The 16,370-nt window shown below is 62.0% G+C and carries 14 protein-coding genes and 1 pseudogene; 11 read left to right on the top strand and 4 right to left on the bottom strand.

Translation table 11 applies throughout. The features are described from left to right. Positions 1-25 precede the first annotated feature (25 nt). Together A7317_RS20560 and A7317_RS20565 are read right to left on the bottom strand one after the other, a co-directional pair. A complete protein-coding gene (locus A7317_RS20560; RefSeq protein WP_024076669.1) occupies positions 26-814 on the bottom strand; it encodes a substrate-binding periplasmic protein in 789 nt (262 codons plus the stop codon). 94 nt (positions 815-908) lie between these two features. Continuing rightward, positions 909-1,532 carry a TetR/AcrR family transcriptional regulator gene (locus A7317_RS20565; RefSeq protein WP_024076670.1) on the bottom strand — a complete coding sequence of 208 codons (624 nt, stop codon included), beginning with the start codon at positions 1,530-1,532 and terminating at the stop codon, positions 909-911. Positions 1,533-1,684: 152 nt separating this feature from the next. Here A7317_RS20565 and A7317_RS20570 point away from each other — a divergent pair, with 152 nt between their 5' ends. From A7317_RS20570 to A7317_RS20615, 10 genes and pseudogenes are all read left to right on the top strand, one after another. Beyond that, complete coding sequence (locus A7317_RS20570; RefSeq protein WP_069076735.1) at positions 1,685-3,463, top strand: acyclic terpene utilization AtuA family protein; 1,779 nt, start codon at positions 1,685-1,687, stop codon at positions 3,461-3,463. A gap of 13 nt (positions 3,464-3,476) precedes the next feature. Continuing rightward, positions 3,477-4,349: an SDR family oxidoreductase gene (locus tag A7317_RS20575; RefSeq protein ID WP_024076672.1), complete on the top strand. Its 873-nt coding sequence runs from the start codon at positions 3,477-3,479 to the stop codon at positions 4,347-4,349. 3 nt (positions 4,350-4,352) lie between these two features. Continuing rightward, positions 4,353-5,969 carry an acyl-CoA carboxylase subunit beta gene (locus A7317_RS20580; RefSeq protein ID WP_024076673.1) on the top strand — a complete coding sequence of 539 codons (1,617 nt, stop codon included), beginning with the start codon at positions 4,353-4,355 and terminating at the stop codon, positions 5,967-5,969. A gap of 16 nt (positions 5,970-5,985) precedes the next feature. Next, complete coding sequence (gene atuD / locus A7317_RS20585) at positions 5,986-7,143, top strand: citronellyl-CoA dehydrogenase (protein ID WP_069076736.1); 1,158 nt, start codon at positions 5,986-5,988, stop codon at positions 7,141-7,143. Then, positions 7,140-7,901: an enoyl-CoA hydratase/isomerase family protein gene (locus A7317_RS20590; RefSeq protein WP_069076737.1), complete on the top strand. Its 762-nt coding sequence runs from the start codon at positions 7,140-7,142 to the stop codon at positions 7,899-7,901. Before atuD ends, A7317_RS20590 begins: the two co-directional genes overlap by 4 nt. Positions 7,902-8,039: 138 nt before the next feature. After that, positions 8,040-9,962 carry an acetyl/propionyl/methylcrotonyl-CoA carboxylase subunit alpha gene (locus A7317_RS20595; protein ID WP_069076738.1) on the top strand — a complete coding sequence of 641 codons (1,923 nt, stop codon included), beginning with the start codon at positions 8,040-8,042 and terminating at the stop codon, positions 9,960-9,962. 89 nt (positions 9,963-10,051) lie between these two features. After that, positions 10,052-10,594 (top strand): exonuclease domain-containing protein, encoded by a 543-nt coding sequence (locus A7317_RS20600; RefSeq protein ID WP_024076677.1) that lies wholly within the window; start codon positions 10,052-10,054, stop codon positions 10,592-10,594. 63 nt (positions 10,595-10,657) lie between these two features. Next, positions 10,658-10,942 (top strand): pyrimidine/purine nucleoside phosphorylase, encoded by a 285-nt coding sequence (locus A7317_RS20605; protein ID WP_003226701.1) that lies wholly within the window; start codon positions 10,658-10,660, stop codon positions 10,940-10,942. A 119-nt stretch (positions 10,943-11,061) separates the two neighbouring features. Then, positions 11,062-12,087: an IS110 family transposase gene (locus A7317_RS20610; RefSeq protein WP_024074122.1), complete on the top strand. Its 1,026-nt coding sequence runs from the start codon at positions 11,062-11,064 to the stop codon at positions 12,085-12,087. 253 nt (positions 12,088-12,340) lie between these two features. Beyond that, positions 12,341-13,246: pseudogene (locus A7317_RS20615) on the top strand (AMP-binding protein); the annotation flags it as partial. A gap of 108 nt (positions 13,247-13,354) precedes the next feature. Here A7317_RS20615 and A7317_RS20620 read toward each other — a convergent pair. Next, positions 13,355-14,161 (bottom strand): MOSC domain-containing protein, encoded by an 807-nt coding sequence (locus A7317_RS20620; protein ID WP_069076740.1) that lies wholly within the window; start codon positions 14,159-14,161, stop codon positions 13,355-13,357. Positions 14,162-14,200: 39 nt separating this feature from the next. Further along, complete coding sequence (locus A7317_RS20625; protein ID WP_024076679.1) at positions 14,201-15,136, bottom strand: chemotaxis protein CheV; 936 nt, start codon at positions 15,134-15,136, stop codon at positions 14,201-14,203. Between the two features lie 622 nt (positions 15,137-15,758). Here A7317_RS20625 and A7317_RS20630 point away from each other — a divergent pair. Continuing rightward, complete coding sequence (locus A7317_RS20630) at positions 15,759-16,208, top strand: hypothetical protein (protein ID WP_024076680.1); 450 nt, start codon at positions 15,759-15,761, stop codon at positions 16,206-16,208. The last annotated feature ends 162 nt before the right edge of the window (positions 16,209-16,370 follow it).

The following is a 16,370-nucleotide window of genomic DNA, read 5'->3' on the forward strand; positions in this document are numbered from 1 at the left end:
GAGGCCACCCCCACCCTGGCCAAGGTCAGGGCACGGCCATCACATCAATGCGATACGGCTCGAAAATCTTCAACATCTCGCCGTTATCACGTAAACGTTTGAGCAGTTCGGCAAACGCCGGCCCGCTGATCGGCGCCTTGGGTCGCAGCAAGGCGTAATGGTGGTACACCTGATCAATGCGCTCCGACACCATCAACTGCCCCGCCATCTCGGCATTGCGCACCATGAAGTCACTCAGGTATGAGCGCGTGACCAGCGCGATATCGGCACGGCCACGGGCGACCATCAGCAGGTTGCTGTCATGGGAGTAGGTCAGCGTCGCGTTGAAGTGCTCGGCCATGTACCTGGGGTCGGCGTTGAAGTTGGCGAAGGCGTAGTGATAACCGCTGAACACCGCCAGGCGCTTGCCGGTCAGGTCGTTGAAATAGCTTTGATCGCGGTCGGGTTCATGCTGGGCGACGAACACTTCGGCATCTTCAAGCCCCATGTCGACACTGGTGTGGGGAATCTTCTGCCAGCCCCAGTCCGGGTTTTCGAAGATCGCCATGTCCACCCGGCCTTGCTCGAAATCCCGGAAACGCCGGGGGATGGAGGTGGGGACCAGCACAAATTGGTAGTCCGCCTGCGCAGCGTTCAGCGCTTCCACCAGTTGCGGCAGCAAACCGGTGTCTGCGCCCTGCTCAGGGCGTACGGTGTAGGGCGGGAAATGCGCGGCGCCAATCCTCACCAATTGCGCGGCCGAAGCTGGCATCCACCCTGCGGTGCCCAGTGCCCATAAAGAAAGTCCTGCAGCCAGCCGCCATGGCGAAAACATCGAGGCACACACCGTTCACTATTCTGATGGCGATAAGCTAGGCGTTTTTGTCTGGCGAGACAACTTTTCCACCGCCAAATTAACAGCTTGCGCCTTAATCGGCCTTCAACACCATCAACAAAGCCTCTTCGGCCAATTGTTCAAGGGTCAGGCTGCCCTCGGCACGGAACCAGGTGGTGGTCCAGGACAAGGCCCCCGTGAGAAAGCGCCGGGCAATAAACACATCGCCCTTGATATAGCCGGCGGCCTTGGCCTCGCCCAGCACCTGCAACCAGAGTTGCTCATACACATCACGCAGGGCCAGCACCTGGGCCTGGCCTTCGGCCGACAGCGAGCGCCATTCGTATACCAGCACCGCCATCGCCTCGCCGCTGCCGCCCATGATCGACTGCAATTCGCAGCGAATCAGCGCCAACACACGCTCGCGCACGTTCGTCGCTTCTTCCAGCGACGCCCGCATCAACGCGGTGTTGTAGTGGATGGTTTCTTCCATCACCGCGCGCAGGATCTCGTCCTTGCTCTTGAAGTGATGAAAGATGCTGCCGGACTGAATGCCAACGGCGCTGGCCAGGTCGCGCACGGTGGTGCGTTCGAAGCCCTTGTTACGAAACAGGTGAGCCGCGGTTTGCAGCAACTTGCCCCGGGCACTGTCGGGGTCGGTCAATTGGCCGCCGTCGACCATGGTGCGCATCACCCGCAGGGCTTTGTGCTCATCCATGCTGCTCTCCTCTACTTCTTTGACGTCTTGGGCGGCAATTTAGGCCGTGGCCGCCACCCAAGCAAGCGCTTGGCTAAAACTTGTATCCGAAGTTTACAAACCAAGCGCTTGCTTGGTAGGATCGAAGCCAGCCATTCGAGGAAGGATTTCTCATGAGCAAGACGGTTCGTATCGGCTGCGCCAGTGCCTTCTGGGGCGACACCTGCACTGCCGCTGCCCAGTTGGTGCACGGCGGCAAGCTGGATTACCTGGTGTTCGACTACCTCGCGGAAGTCACGATGTCGATCCTGGCCAGCGCCCGGATGAAAGATCCCCAGGCCGGCTACGCCACGGACTTTGTCGAGGTCCTCGCGCCGTTGCTGGGCGATATCCAGCGCCAGGGCATCCGCGTGATCAGCAATGCCGGCGGGATCAACCCGCACGCCTGCGCCGCCGCCCTGCAAGCGGCCTGTGACAAGGCCCACGTGCCGCTGAAAATCGCGGTGCTGCTGGGCGATGACCTGCACGCCCAACTCCCGCACCTGCAAGGCATCACTGACATGTTCAACGGCGCGCCCCTGCCGCCCCTGTGCGTGTCTGCCAACGCCTATCTGGGCGCACCGGGCATTGCCCAGGCGCTGAAGCTGGGCGCCGATATCGTCATCACCGGCCGGGTGGTCGACAGCGCGGTGGTCAGTGCGGCATTGGTGCATGAATTCAACTGGTCCTGGCAGGATTACGACCGCCTCGCCCAGGCCGCCCTGGCCGGGCATATCATCGAGTGCGGCGCCCAGTGCACCGGCGGCAACTTCACCGACTGGCGCGACGTGCCGGACTACGAACACATCGGTTTCCCCATTGTTGAAGTCAGCGCCGACGGCCAGTTCACCGTCAATAAAGTCGAAGGCAGCGGCGGGCTGATCAGCGAACTGAGCGTGGCCGAACAACTGCTCTACGAAATCGGCGACCCCCGCGCTTACCTATTGCCCGACGTGATCTGCGATTTCAGCCAGGTCAAATTGCACCAGCAAGGCAAGCACAGCGTGCGCCTGCATGGCGCCAAGGGCTTGCCGCCCACCGCTCAATACAAAGTCAGCGCCACCTACCCCGATGGTTTTCGCTGCACCGCCAGTTGCCTGATCGCCGGGATCGACGCGGTGGCCAAGGCCGAGCGGGTCAGCCAGGCGATCATCCACAAGACCTCGGAACTGTTCAGCCAACAAGGCTGGGCGCCCTACACCGAGGTGAATATCGAATTGCTCGGCAGTGAAGCCACCTACGGCGCCCACGCCCAACGCCATGACTGCCGCGAAGTGGTGGTGAAGATCGCGGTGCGGCACCCGAGCAAGCAGGCACTGGCGCTGTTCGCCCGCGAGATCGCCCAGGCGGCCACCGGCATGGCGCCGGGGCTGACCGGGATTGTCGGTGGGCGGCCGACGGTGTATCCGCTGATTCGACTGTTTTCATTCCTGGTCGATAAGTCTGCGTGCGCGTTGCTCATCGACGTCCAGGGCCAGCGTCACACCTGCGAACTGCCCACCCGCGATGCGCTGGGCACGCCCTCCGCCCCCGTCGACCCACCCATGCCCGAGGGCCGTGCCGACGCCAGCGTGTCCCTGGTGAAACTCGCCGTGGCGCGCTCTGGCGACAAGGGCAACCACAGCAATATCGGGGTGATCGCACGCGACCCGGCGTACCTGCCGTGGATCGCCGAGACCCTGACCCCAGCCGTGGTCGTCGACTGGATGAGCCACGTACTCGACCCGCTCCACGGCCGTGTCGAACGTTGGTACCTGCCGGGCAGCCACAGCCTCAACTTCCTGCTGGAAAATGCCCTGGGCGGCGGCGGTATCGCCAGCCTGCGCATTGACCCGCAAGGCAAGGCCTTTGCCCAGCAACTGCTGGAAATCCCCATCGCCGTGCCGCAACACATCGCCGATCAATGCCAATAAAAGGAATGTCGCCGTGGCCTTCGACTCGATCTTCAAAGCCAACCTGTTCCAGGGTCACACCGTGATTGTCACCGGCGGCGGCAGCGGCATTGGCCGCTGCACCGCCCATGAACTGGCAGCCCTCGGTGCCCAGGTGATCCTGGTCGGGCGCAAGCCGGAAAAACTGCAAAAGGTCGCGGCGGAAATTGCCGAAGACGGTGGCAGCGCCCACGGGCTGGCCTGCGATATTCGCGATGAAGAGGCGGTGAAAGCGCTGGTCACGCAGGTCCTCAATGACCACGGCCCGATCCATGGGCTGGTCAACAACGCCGGCGGCCAGTACCCGTCGCCGCTCGCGTCGATCAATCAAAAAGGCTTCGAAACCGTACTGCGCACCAACCTGGTCGGCGGCTTCCTGATGGCGCGCGAGGTGTTCAACCAGTCGATGAGCAAACACGGCGGCGCCATCGTCAACATGCTCGCGGACATGTGGGGCGGCATGCCCGGCATGGGCCATTCGGGTGCGGCGCGTGCGGGCATGGACAACTTCACCAAGACCGCAGCGTTCGAATGGGGTTACGCCGGGGTGCGGGTCAACGCGGTAGCGCCGGGCTGGATTGCCTCCAGCGGCATGGACACCTACGAAGGCGCGTTCAAGGCCGTGATCCCGACCCTGCGCGAACACGTGCCGCTCAAGCGCATCGGCACCGAGTCGGAAGTCAGTGCGGCCATCGTGTTCCTGCTCAGCCCCGCCGCGGCCTTCATCAGCGGCAGCACCCTGCGCATCGACGGCGCCGCCAGCCTGGGCAACCGCGCCTGGCCGCTGCACAAGGCGCACCCACCGAGCGCGCCGTTCAATGGTTTCCACCGCGCGTACCTGCCGGACGTGCTCAAGGCGGAGCAATAAACCATGCCCGTGATTGAAAGCTCGATCGATGCCCACAGCCCGCAGTTCGCACAGAACCGCGAAGCCCTGCTCGCCACCATCGCGCAGTGGCGCCAGTTGGAAGATGCCCTGCTCAGCAAGGCCCAGGAGGCCAAGCCCAAGTTCGACCAACGTGGCCAACTGCTGCCCCGCGAGCGCCTCAACCGGCTGCTGGACCCCGGCGCGCCGTTCCTGGAACTGGCCAGCCTCGCCGGCTACAAGCTCCACGACGACAAGGACGGCAGCGCGGCCGGTGGCGGTTTGATCGCCGGCATCGGCTACGTCAGCGGTGTGCGCGTGCTGGTGGTGGCCAACAACAGTGCGATCAAGGGCGGCACCATTTCGCCTACCGGTTTGAAAAAATCCCTGCGCCTGCAACAGATCGCCATGGAGAACAAGCTGCCGGTGGTGACCCTCGCTGAAAGCGGCGGTGCCAACCTCAACTACGCGGCAGATATTTTCGTCGAAGGCGCACGCAGCTTCGCCAACCAGGCGCGCATGTCCGCCATGGGCCTGCCCCAGATCACCGTGGTACACGGCTCGGCCACGGCGGGCGGCGCCTACCAGCCGGGGCTGTCGGATTACGTGGTGGTGGTGCGCGGTAAGGCCAAGCTATTCCTGGCTGGGCCGCCGCTGCTCAAGGCAGCGACCGGCGAAGTCGCCAGCGACGAGGAACTGGGCGGTGCCCAAATGCACGCGCAAACCGCAGGCACCGCCGAATACCTGGCTGAAAACGACGCCGACGGCATACGCATCGTGCGCGAGATTGTCAGCCTGCTGCCTTGGAATGATCGCCTGCCGCCTGCGCCCAAGCGGGCTTATCAGGAGCCGCTGTACCCGGCCGACGACTTGCTGGGACTGATCCCCGACGACCCGAAAAAACCCTATGACGTGCGCGAAATCCTCGCACGCCTGGGCGACGGTTCGAACTTCCTGGAGTTCAAGGGCGAGTTCGACCCCCACACCGTCTGCGGTCACCTGCACATCCAGGGGCGGGCCGTCGGCGTCATCGGCAACAACGGCCCGATCACCCCCAAGGGCGCCAGCAAGGCCGCGCAGTTTATCCAGCTGTGCGACCAGAGCCGTACGCCGCTGCTGTTCCTGCACAACACCACCGGTTTTATGGTCGGCACCGAGTCGGAGCAACAAGGCGTGATCAAGCACGGCGCCAAGATGATCCAGGCCGTGGCCAATGCACGCGTCGCTAAACTCACCCTCGTGGTCGGCGGCTCTTACGGCGCCGGCAACTATGCGATGTGCGGACGCGGCCTCGACCCACGCTTTATCTTCGCCTGGCCCAACAGCCGCACCGCCGTGATGGGCGGCGCGCAAGCCGGCAAGGTGCTGCGGATTGTCACCGAGGCCAAACAACTGAAGAACGGCCTGGTGCCGGACCCCAAGGTGCTGGATATGCTGGAGCAAGTCACTGCACAGAAGCTCGAGAGTCAATCCACCGCGCTGTATGGCAGCGCGAACCTGTGGGATGACGGGCTGATCGACCCACGGGATAGCCGCACGCTGCTGGGTTTTCTGCTGGATATCTGTGATGAAGCCGAAGTGCGGGAGTTGCAGCCGAACAGCTTTGGCGTGGCGCGTTTCTAACCGGAGAATAAGCACAATGATCTTCACCCAGGAACATCAGGAACTGCGCCGCACCGTCCGCGCCTTCGTCGACCGTGAGATCAACCCCTACGTCGACGAATGGGAAAAAGCCGGCCGCTTCCCCATCCACGACCTCTTCCGCAAGGCCGGCGACCTCGGCCTGCTGGGCATTTCCAAGCCCGAGCAATTCGGCGGGATGGGCCTGGACTACAGCTACTCGATCGTCGCCGCCGAAGAGTTCGGCACCATACGCTGCGGGGGCATTCCCATGTCCATCGGCGTGCAGACCGACATGTGCACGCCCGCCCTCGCCCGCTTCGGCTCCGACGAATTGCGCGACGAATTCCTGCGCCCGGCCATCAGCGGCGAACAAGTGGGCTGCATCGGCGTCTCGGAAACCGGTGCGGGCTCCGATGTGGCCGGGCTGAAGACCCATGCGCGCAAGGACGGCGACGACTACGTGATCAACGGCAGCAAGATGTGGATCACCAATTCCCCCAGCGCCGACTTTATCTGTCTGCTGGCCAACACCTCCGACGACAAGCCGCATATCAACAAGTCGCTGATCATGGTGCCGATGAACACCCCGGGCATCAGCGTCAGCCCGCCCTTGGAAAAACTCGGTATGCACAGCTCCGAGACCGCCCAGGTATTTTTCGATGGCGTGCGCGTGCCGCAGCGTTATCGCATTGGCCATGAGGGGGCCGGCTTTATGATGCAGATGCTGCAATTCCAGGAAGAACGCCTGTTTGGCGCGGCCAATATGATCAAGGGCCTGGAGTACTGCATCGACAGCACCATCGACTACTGTAAAGAGCGCCAGACGTTCGGCAAGGCGCTGATCGACAACCAGGTGATTCACTTTCGCCTGGCTGAACTTGCCACCGAAATCGAATGCCTGCGCGCCTTGGTCTACCAGGCCACCGAGCAATACATCAAAGGCCAGGACGTCACGCGCCTGGCCTCCATGGCCAAGCTCAAGGCCGGGCGCCTGGGCCGTGAAGTCAGCGACAGCTGCCTGCAGTATTGGGGTGGCATGGGCTTTATGTGGGACAACCCGGTGGCCCGCGCCTATCGCGATGTGCGCCTGGTATCGATTGGCGGCGGTGCCGACGAGATCATGCTGGGCATTATCTGCAAACTGATGGGCACCCTGCCGGGGAAAAAACCATGAACACCCTGCTGCTCGAACCGCATAACGGGGTGCTGCATATCACCCTCAACCGGCCGGAAAGCCGCAATGCAATGAGCCTGGAAATGGTCAATGAACTGCGCGCGGTGCTGGCGGGGTTGGACAGCCAGGTGCGCGCGGTGGTGATCAGTGGCGCAGGCGGACACTTTTGCGCCGGTGCCGATGTGAAGGATCTGGTCAGCGCAGGCGATCAATTGCAGGCGCTGAACCGGGCCTTTGGCGCTTTGCTGCAAGACGTGGAAGCCGCGTCGCCAGTGGTCATCGTGGTGCTGCAAGGCGCAGTGCTGGGCGGTGGGTTCGGGTTGGCCTGCGTGAGTGACATCGCGATTGCCGATCACCAGGCGCAGTTCGGTTTGCCGGAGACCAGCCTGGGGTTGCTGCCGGCACAGATTGCGCCGTTCGTGGTCAAGCGTATCGGCCTGACCCAGGCGCGGCGACTGGCACTCACCGCCGCACGCTTTGATGGACTGGAAGCTGAACGGCTGGGGCTGGTGCACTTCACCGAGCGCGATCCGCAGGCGTTGGCGGAGCGTTTGGATGAGGTATTGGGGCAAGTGCTGCGCTGCGCACCAGGCGCCAACGCGCGCACCAAGGCGCTGTTGCTGGCCAGTGTGGAGCAGCCGTTGGGGCCGCTGCTGGACCAGGCGGCGCAGTGGTTTGCCGAGGCGGTGACCAGTGAAGAAGGGATTGAGGGGACGCAGGCGTTTGTGCAGAAGAGAAAGCCTCGGTGGTGCAAGTGACGTCATCGGGGGCAAGTCGAATCGTCGCACCGCCCCTCCCACATTTTTTTCCGCGCCGCCTGTGGATTGGTGGTGCGACGATTCGACTTGCCCCCGATGAGGCCGGAACCGACACCGCATAACCCAAGGGATAATCCAATGCCCCAGCTCACCAAGATCCTGATCGCCAACCGCGGCGAAATCGCCTGCCGCATCCAACGCACGGCCCAGGCAATGGGCTACCGCACCGTCGCCGTCTACAGCGACGCCGACGCCCAGGCCCTGCACTTGCAGATGGCCGACGAAGCGGTGCACATCGGCCCCGCCCCGGTACAACAGTCCTACCTCAATATCCCGGCCATCCTCGCGGCCGCCGAAAAGACCGGCGCCGACGCCATCCACCCCGGCTACGGCTTCCTCTCGGAAAACCCCGACTTCGCCCGCGCGTGCCGAGACGCCGGCCTGATCTTCATCGGCCCCAGCGTCGAGGCCATCGAACTGATGGGCAGCAAGCGCCTGTCCAAACTCGCCATGCTGGAGGCTGGCGTGCCCTGTATCGCCGGCTACCAAGGCAGCGCCCAGGACGACGCCACCTTGCAGGCGCAAGCCCAGCGCATCGGCTACCCGCTGATGATCAAGGCCAGCGCCGGCGGTGGGGGGCGTGGCATGCGCCTGGTGCACGATCCCGCGTCCTTGCTGGACAACCTCCACACCGCACGTTCGGAAGCCCGCAATGCCTTTGGCAGCGACGAGTTGATCCTCGAGCAGGCGCTGATCGACCCGCGCCACGTCGAGATCCAACTGTTCGGCGACAGCCACGGCAACCTGGTCTATCTCGGCGAACGCGACTGCTCGATCCAGCGCCGCCATCAGAAAATCATTGAAGAAGCGCCGTGCCCGGTGATGACGCCCGAACTGCGCCAGGCCATGGGCGAAGCGGCGCTCAAGGCCGGGCGCGCAGTGAATTACGTGGGCGCCGGTACCGTGGAGTTCCTGCTCGACCGCAACGGCCAGTTCTACTTCCTGGAAATGAACACGCGCCTGCAAGTGGAGCACCCGGTTACCGAGCTGATCACCGGGCTCGACTTGGTGGACTGGCAACTGCAAGTCGCCGCCGGCCTACCGCTGCCGCTGCTGCAATCACAAGTGACGCTCAGCGGCCACGCCATGGAAGTACGCCTGTATGCCGAGGACCCGGCCCAGGGCTTTTTGCCGCAGACCGGCGAGGTGCTGCGTTGGGAGCCGGCCCCCGGCATCCGGATCGATCATGGGTTGTGCACAGGCGAAAAGATCAGCCCGTTCTACGACCCGATGCTCGGCAAACTCATCGCCCATGGTGCCACCCGTGAAGAGGCACGGCGCAAACTGCTGCGGGCGGTGCAAGACACGGTGCTGCTCGGGGTTGCGAGCAATCAGCGGCTACTGGCCGACCTGCTCGGGCATCCGGACTTTATCCAGGGCGACGTCAGCACCGGGTTTATCGCCAAGCACTTCAGCACTATCCCGCCCGTGACCGCCAGCGCAGAACAGATCGCCCTGGCTGCCACACTGTTCTACCAACGCAGCGCCGCCGAGCATCGCCGGGACCTGGCAGGCTGGCGCAACAACGCCACTGTCCCCTGTACCTACCAACTGAGCGTCAACGATGCCGTTCACCACGTCACCCTCAGTGTGCTGGCCGATCACCGGCTGCACATCGATGGCGTCGACATCCAGGACCTTCGCACCGACGGCCGCTGGGCCACCCTGGTGATCAACGGCATTCGCCGCCGCCTCGCCTACCACCTTGACGGCGCCCATGCCTGGTTGCCGGGTGTCAGCGTGGTTGACCGCACGCAGCAGGTCGCGAGCCGCCAGGCCCAGGCCAACAGCGGCACGCTCAAGGCGCCGATGGACGGTGCCATCGTCGATGTGCGTGTCCAGGCCGGTGACTGCGTCAGCAAAGGCCAGCTGTTGCTGGTGCTCGAAGCGATGAAAATGGAGCACCCGCTGAAAGCCGGCATGGATGGCGTGATCAAGGACGTGCAGGTGATCGCCGGAGACCAGGTGCGCAATCGCCAGGTGCTGCTGGAGATCGAATAAGCCCGGCCTCAATCAAAAACAGCGCGGAACTACGCGACCGGGCTACGCTCTATCCCCATCAGGAAGGGAAGAGTACGGGAACCTGCACCATGCATCATTGGCTGATTATTGACCTTGAGGCCACAACGGATGACGGCGGCTGGCCCGTGACGGAGATGGAAGTCATCGAGATCGGTGCGAGCCTGGTCAACCGACAGGGCCGCGAACTGGACCATTTCCAGCGCTTTGTGCGGCCGCTGCGGCGCCCCTTGCTGACGCCGTTCTGCCGCAAGCTGACCCATATCACCCAGGCGAACATCGACGGCGCCGCGCCCATCACCGAGGTGTGGCCGCTGTTCGAGCGCTGGCTGGGCCAGCATCAACCCCGCCTGGAGGGCTGGGCCAGTTGGGGTGACTACGACCGCCAGCAATTGGAACTGGAATGGCAGCGTCATGGCCTGAGCAGCGCCCTCGCCCACACGCCCCACGTCAACCTCAAGCAACGCTTCGCCAAGGCGCGGCGCCTGGACAAACCCCTGGGGCTCAATGGTGCCCTGCAATTGGCGGGGATGCAGTTCCATGGCCAGCAACACCGGGCGCTGGAAGATGCGCGCAACACCGCCCGCCTGCTGCCGCTGATTTTGCCGGTCTAGGCAGCTCCCCTGCCCTTGGGCATACTGGCCGACCTTTCCAGACCCTTTTCCGAGGATTCGCCCATGTTTAAAGTCAACGAGTACTTCGACGGCACCGTCAAGTCGATCGCTTTCGGCACCGCAGAAGGTCCGGCGACCATTGGTGTCATGGCCCCGGGTGAATACGAATTCGGCACCGCCCAGCGTGAAATCATGCACGTGGTGTCCGGCGCCCTGACCGTCAAGCTGCCCGACAGCAGCGACTGGGAAACCTTCGCCGCCGGCAGCCAGTTCAACGTACCGGCCAACAGCAAGTTCCAGCTGAAAGTCGCCGTGGACACCGCTTACCTGTGCGAATACCGCGGCTAAGCGCTCCTGCCGCGTAAAAAAATGCCCGTCTCGCAGGAGACGGGCTAATGAGATGGTCACCCCCACACCCTGCGAGGGCTACGCTTTCGCAGGGTGTTTTGTTTTTGGAGGCCATCATCATGAGCGAGTCAGCGCTGATCGGGATCGATCTCGGCAAACATAATTTCCACCTTCTGGGCCAAGACAAATCGGGCCGCGAGGTGTTTCGCAAAAAGCTCTCGCGAGCGCAGATGATGCGGTTCTTCGGCAACTTGCCGAGCTGCGTCGTGGTAACGGAAGCCTGTGCCGGCTCTCACTTCATCGCCCGTCAGCTTGCGGCGATGGGGCATACGACCAAGTTGATTTCACCGCAGTTTGTCCGCCCTTTCGTCAAGGGCAACAAAAATGACTTTATCGACGCAGAGGCCATTTGCGAGGCGGCTTCCCGTCCGTCCATGCGCTTCGTTACGCCTAAAACCGAGTCTCAGCAAACCCTGTCTGTCCTGCATCGCATGCGCGAGTCGTTGGTGCATGACCGCACCAAGACAGCCAATCAGATGCACGGTTTCCTGCTGGAATTTGGCATCAGCCTGCCCAAAGGCTCAGCCATCATGAAGCGTTTGGCAGCTGTTTTGGCCGAGCATGAGCTGCCTGTGCGGCTGACAGTGCTGTTGCAACGCCTGCACGATCACTTCGTTTACCTGGATGAACAGATCAAGGAACTGGACAAACAACTGGCTTGCCAGCTGGCCGACGATGATCTGGGGAGCCGTTTGCTTAGCATGCCGTGTGTCGGTCCGATCACCGCCAGCCTTCTGGCTGTAGAAATGGGCGATGGCAAGCAATACCGATGCAGTCGCGATTTTGCGGCTTCAGTGGGCTTGGTGCCGCGACAGTACAGCACGGGCGGCAAAGCCAATTTGTTGGGGATCAGCAAGCGGGGTGACAAGCACCTGCGGCAACTGCTGGTGCAATGCTCCAGGGTTTACATGCAGAGGCTGGATCATCAGAAGGGGGCTTTGGCCGACTGGGTGCGAGCGCTGCTGCGCCGACGACACTCGAATGTGGTGGCCTGTGCCCTGGCCAACAAACTGGCGCGTATCGCTTGGGCGATAGCGGCTCACCATGCGCAATATGAAGCAGGGCCAGACGCCTTGAACGCCTGACCCTGCGGTTGTTGCAGTACCACAATTCACCCTTCAGGTTTTGCGATAGCTGAACAACGGATGACGTGAACGGCCTACCGGCCTGGCGAAGATCCTGACATAAAAATCGGCTTCAGAAGCCGACGGGCTTTTAAGGATCGTCAGGCGCGACTCTCATCGTGGCGCTGGGGCAAGCCCCAAACAGACGCCGGATAGATTTAAGCAAGCCAACCACATCGCCCGTTAATCAGTATTGCAAAAATGGGGGGCCGAGCTGAACCGCCGCGCCAATCGCCTGGCCCATCGTTTGCTCGAGGCAGGCGTCGGGCCGGATGTGCTGGTGGGCCTGGCGCTGGAGCGTTCCGTCGAAATGGTGGTCGGCTTGCTGGCGGTGCTCAAGGCCGGCGGTGCGTACGTGCCGCTGGACCCGGAGTACCCGCGCGAACGCCTGGCCTACATGCTCGAAGACAGCGGCGTGAAGCTGCTGCTGACCCAGGCGCAGGTGTTGGCGCAACTGCCGATCCCCCAAGGTTTGGAAACCCTGGTGCTGGGTGAATCAACATTCGAAGGCTACAGCGAAGAGAACCCTGGCATCGCCTTGGACGGCGAAAACCTGGCCTACGTGATCTACACCTCCGGCTCCACCGGCCAACCCAAGGGGGCGGGCAACCGGCATGCGGCGTTGCTCAATCGCCTGCACTGGATGCAGGAAGCCTACGCCCTGGATGCCAGCGACAGCGTGCTGCAAAAGACCCCGTTCAGCTTCGACGTGTCGGTGTGGGAATTCTTCTGGCCGCTGATGACCGGTTCGCGTCTGGTCGTGGCAGCGCCGGGGGATCATCGTGATCCAGCCAAACTGATCAGCCTGATTCAGACCGAACAGATCACCACGCTGCACTTCGTGCCGTCGATGTTGCAGGCGTTTCTCCAGGACCCGGACGTCGCCGATTGCCACAGCCTGCAACGCATCATCTGCAGCGGCGAAGCCTTACCGGTGGATGCGCAGCAACAAGTCTTCGCCAAACTTCCGCAAGCCGCGCTGTACAACTTGTACGGCCCGACCGAAGCGGCCATCGACGTGACCCACTGGACCTGCCTCGACGAAGGTCGCGACGCCGTACCGATTGGCCGTCCGATTGCCAACCTCGGCTGCTACATCCTCGACAACAACTTCGAGCCCGCAAGCCCCAAACAGACGCCGGATAGATTTAAGCAAGCCAACCACATCGCCCGTTAATCAGTATTGCAAAAATGGGGGGGACCATAGAATTTTTTATGGGCGGGCGATCTATTCGAGGATAGTCACCGGCATGCCGACTTCCAGGCGACCGACGCCATCGTTGACCAGGTTCTGGCCGAACATCGCGCCGTTCTCCGTCTTGCGATAGGCCTCCAGCGTGACGAAGGGTTCGCGGTCGGCACTGCGCTCGCCGGTCCTGGGGTCAATGGTGGTGAGAATGCAACGCGAGCAAGGCTTGACCGCGCGAAACTCCACGTCACCGATGCGCAGGCGTTTCCAGCCGTCCTCGGCGAAGGCATCGCCGCCTTCGATCACCAGGTTGGGACGAAAACGCAACATTTCCATGGGCCGCCCCACCCGCGCGGACAGGTCGTCCAGGGAGGCCTGGCCGATCAATAACAGCGGGTAGCCATCGGCAAAGGCCACTTGGTCACCCTCCTGGCCATACCCCGCCTCGGTGTAACGGGCGCGCTCCAGCGGGATGTGCACCAGCCGGGTCGGCTTGCCGATAAAGTCACTGACCCAGGCGGCGGCCTGATCGCCGGCATCCGGTACGCGCAGGGTGTCACGCCAGATGGTCACGCCACGCAACTCGGCATCACGGCCGGGCAGCGCGATTTCCAGCGGCGTGTGGCCGGGCGCGCTCAGGCTGAGGCCACCTGCGCTGTTCCACAGCGCCGACAGCTGGCTCATCTTCGCCACGGCCCGCTGGGTGAGGAACCGCCCGCTGGCTTCGTCCACCAGCATCCAGCGTCGATCCCCAGCCAGCCCGAGTTTATCCAGGCCGATCTGCTGAAGGGGTTCGGCCTTGCCGGACTTCAAGGGGTAACGGTACAGCGCGCTGAGACGAAGCATGGGCCTGCGTTCCTGAGGGGCAAAGACGTCACCCTAAGGTCAGGCGGACACTTCGTCCAGCATCAAGCGTTCGCGCACGACGTCCACCAGTTTGTCCGGCTGGAATTTGGAGAGGAAGTTGTCGCAGCCGACCTTCTTCACCATCGACTCGTTGAAGCTGCCTGACAGTGAAGTGTGCAGGACCACATACAGGCTCCGCAGGCGTGGGTCGTTGCGAATTTCGGTAGTGAGGCGGTAGCCATCCATCTCAGGCATTTCGGCGTCGGTGAAGATCATCAGCAGCTTGTCGGTCATCACCTGGCCGCTGTCGGCCCAGCCCTTGAGCATGTTCAGGGCCTTGAGCCCGTCGCTGGCGATGTGCATTTTCACCCCCAGTTGGCCGAGGGTGTCGCGCAGTTGCGACAAGGCCACATTGGAGTCGTCCACCAGCAGCACTTCACGGCCACGGGCGCGTTCCAGTACCGGATCATCGAGTTTCTCGCGGGAGACCTTGGCGTTGTACGGCACGATCTCGGCCAGGACTTTTTCCACGTCGATGATTTCCACCAACTGGTCATCCACCTTGCTGATGGCCGTGAGGTAATGCTGGCGACCGGCGCTGGTCGGCGGTGGCAGGATGGCTTCCCAGTTCATGTTGACGATGCGGTCGACGCCGCCCACCAGGAACGCCTGCACCGAGCGGTTGTACTCGGTGACGATGATGGTGCTGTTCGGGCCCGGCACCAGCGGGCGCATGCCGATGGCCTGGGACAGGTCGATAACGGGCAGGGTCTGGCCGCGCAGGTTGACCACCCCGCACACAAAAGGATGGCGCTGGGGCATCAGGGTCAGCTTGGGCAGTTGCAACACTTCCTGCACCTTGAACACGTTGATCGCGAACAACTGCCGACCCGCCAAGCGAAACATGAGGATCTCCAGGCGATTCTCACCCACCAGTTGCGTGCGTTGATCTACCGTGTCGAGAATGCCGGCCATTAAAAGCTCCTGATGCGCTAAGGGTTATGCAGTTGACTGAAGCAGGTCGCGATTAGCACCGACGATACGCGCCCCTTCTGGATCACGTGGCATCTTGAGTTCTTCACGAGCAAGCTCGCTCCTACGCTAGTTATCGGCGGCAAACGCCAGACCTTGACCCCGTTAAAATGCCACGTAAATCCATTGATGTCACACTGACATCATGCTTTACTGCGCTGGCCTCTCCATTCGGCAAGGCAGCGACATCGCGCGACATCCAAATCGGCGCGAGGTTCCGCTGCGTAAGGGATTCCCCTATGCACAATCAGGCCCAACCTGATATTCGCGATATCTAATAGCCATTAATGTGACGCCATTCTCATTGCATGAATGGAGTCAGGCTTTTGTTTGCCATCGCAAGTCCACGGCCTACTGGCCTTCCAGACATTCACGTCGCGGCAACCGAAGTTGTGCAAATGAACTCAACTGCGGGCCGCGTACTCGGCTGTCGCCCGTATTTAGATAACGGTCCTACTGAAATCTCAGAAGCGACCTACAGATTTCAGTCATCTTTCAGCGATAGTTTTACGCCATTCACTTGGTGCGACATCTCATCACCCGACCTTACGTTGTGGAGACTTGCATGATGAATAGCGCAAACGAATGGCAAACCACACTTCCCGAGTTCCTGCTTGAAGCCGAAACGCTGCTGACCAAGTCGGAAGAATGCCTGAGCCACCTGCATCTGATTCGCAACGACAGCGATGCCATCGACTGCATGACGGTCAGCCTGACCCAACTGGCCGAGAAGGCCGACAGCCTGGCCCTGCGGGCGATCAGCGAGTTCTCCCGGCACATCCAATACCTGATCGCCAATGCGGAAAACCCGCTACAACTGCACGATCAAGCCCTGAAGGCCTTGCACGATTGCTTGACATTACTGGCATGGCAATTGGAGTTGATTGATACCAGAACCGGCGAACTGACACTGGATGAAAGTGAACAAACGACATTGATTGCCACGGTGACACTGCAAATCCCGCAAAAGGACTACAGCTATAAACCGCAGCAACGTTTGCATCACACCTCCTGAGTCCAGCCAGGTCGCTTTTAATACGTGAGTTAGCTAAAAACGACAGACGCAACTCATCGGCCTTGATTGACCTGCAGGCGAAAAGATATCAATTAGCCACTAACTGTAATAACGATACAATCCAACTTAAACAATACAACCCTCCATTGTTTGGACACGGAT

This window comes from Pseudomonas fluorescens (genome assembly GCF_001708445.1).
In the GTDB taxonomy this organism is placed as follows: Bacteria; Pseudomonadota; Gammaproteobacteria; order Pseudomonadales; family Pseudomonadaceae; genus Aquipseudomonas; species Aquipseudomonas gorinensis.

Bases quoted from the DNA above. Each gene is read 5' to 3' on its own strand.
- A7317_RS20560 (WP_024076669.1), bottom strand. From the start codon at position 814: ATGTTTTCGCCATGGCGGCTGGCTGCAGGACTTTCTTTATGGGCACTG.
- A7317_RS20565 (WP_024076670.1), bottom strand. From the start codon at position 1,532: ATGGATGAGCACAAAGCCCTGCGGGTGATGCGCACCATGGTCGACGGC.
- A7317_RS20570 (WP_069076735.1), top strand. From the start codon at position 1,685: ATGAGCAAGACGGTTCGTATCGGCTGCGCCAGTGCCTTCTGGGGCGAC.
- A7317_RS20580 (WP_024076673.1), top strand. From the start codon at position 4,353: ATGCCCGTGATTGAAAGCTCGATCGATGCCCACAGCCCGCAGTTCGCA.
- atuD (WP_069076736.1), top strand. From the start codon at position 5,986: ATGATCTTCACCCAGGAACATCAGGAACTGCGCCGCACCGTCCGCGCC.
- A7317_RS20590 (WP_069076737.1), top strand. From the start codon at position 7,140: ATGAACACCCTGCTGCTCGAACCGCATAACGGGGTGCTGCATATCACC.
- A7317_RS20595 (WP_069076738.1), top strand. From the start codon at position 8,040: ATGCCCCAGCTCACCAAGATCCTGATCGCCAACCGCGGCGAAATCGCC.
- A7317_RS20600 (WP_024076677.1), top strand. From the start codon at position 10,052: ATGCATCATTGGCTGATTATTGACCTTGAGGCCACAACGGATGACGGC.
- A7317_RS20605 (WP_003226701.1), top strand. From the start codon at position 10,658: ATGTTTAAAGTCAACGAGTACTTCGACGGCACCGTCAAGTCGATCGCT.
- A7317_RS20610 (WP_024074122.1), top strand. From the start codon at position 11,062: ATGAGCGAGTCAGCGCTGATCGGGATCGATCTCGGCAAACATAATTTC.
- A7317_RS20620 (WP_069076740.1), bottom strand. From the start codon at position 14,161: ATGCTTCGTCTCAGCGCGCTGTACCGTTACCCCTTGAAGTCCGGCAAG.
- A7317_RS20625 (WP_024076679.1), bottom strand. From the start codon at position 15,136: ATGGCCGGCATTCTCGACACGGTAGATCAACGCACGCAACTGGTGGGT.
- A7317_RS20630 (WP_024076680.1), top strand. From the start codon at position 15,759: ATGATGAATAGCGCAAACGAATGGCAAACCACACTTCCCGAGTTCCTG.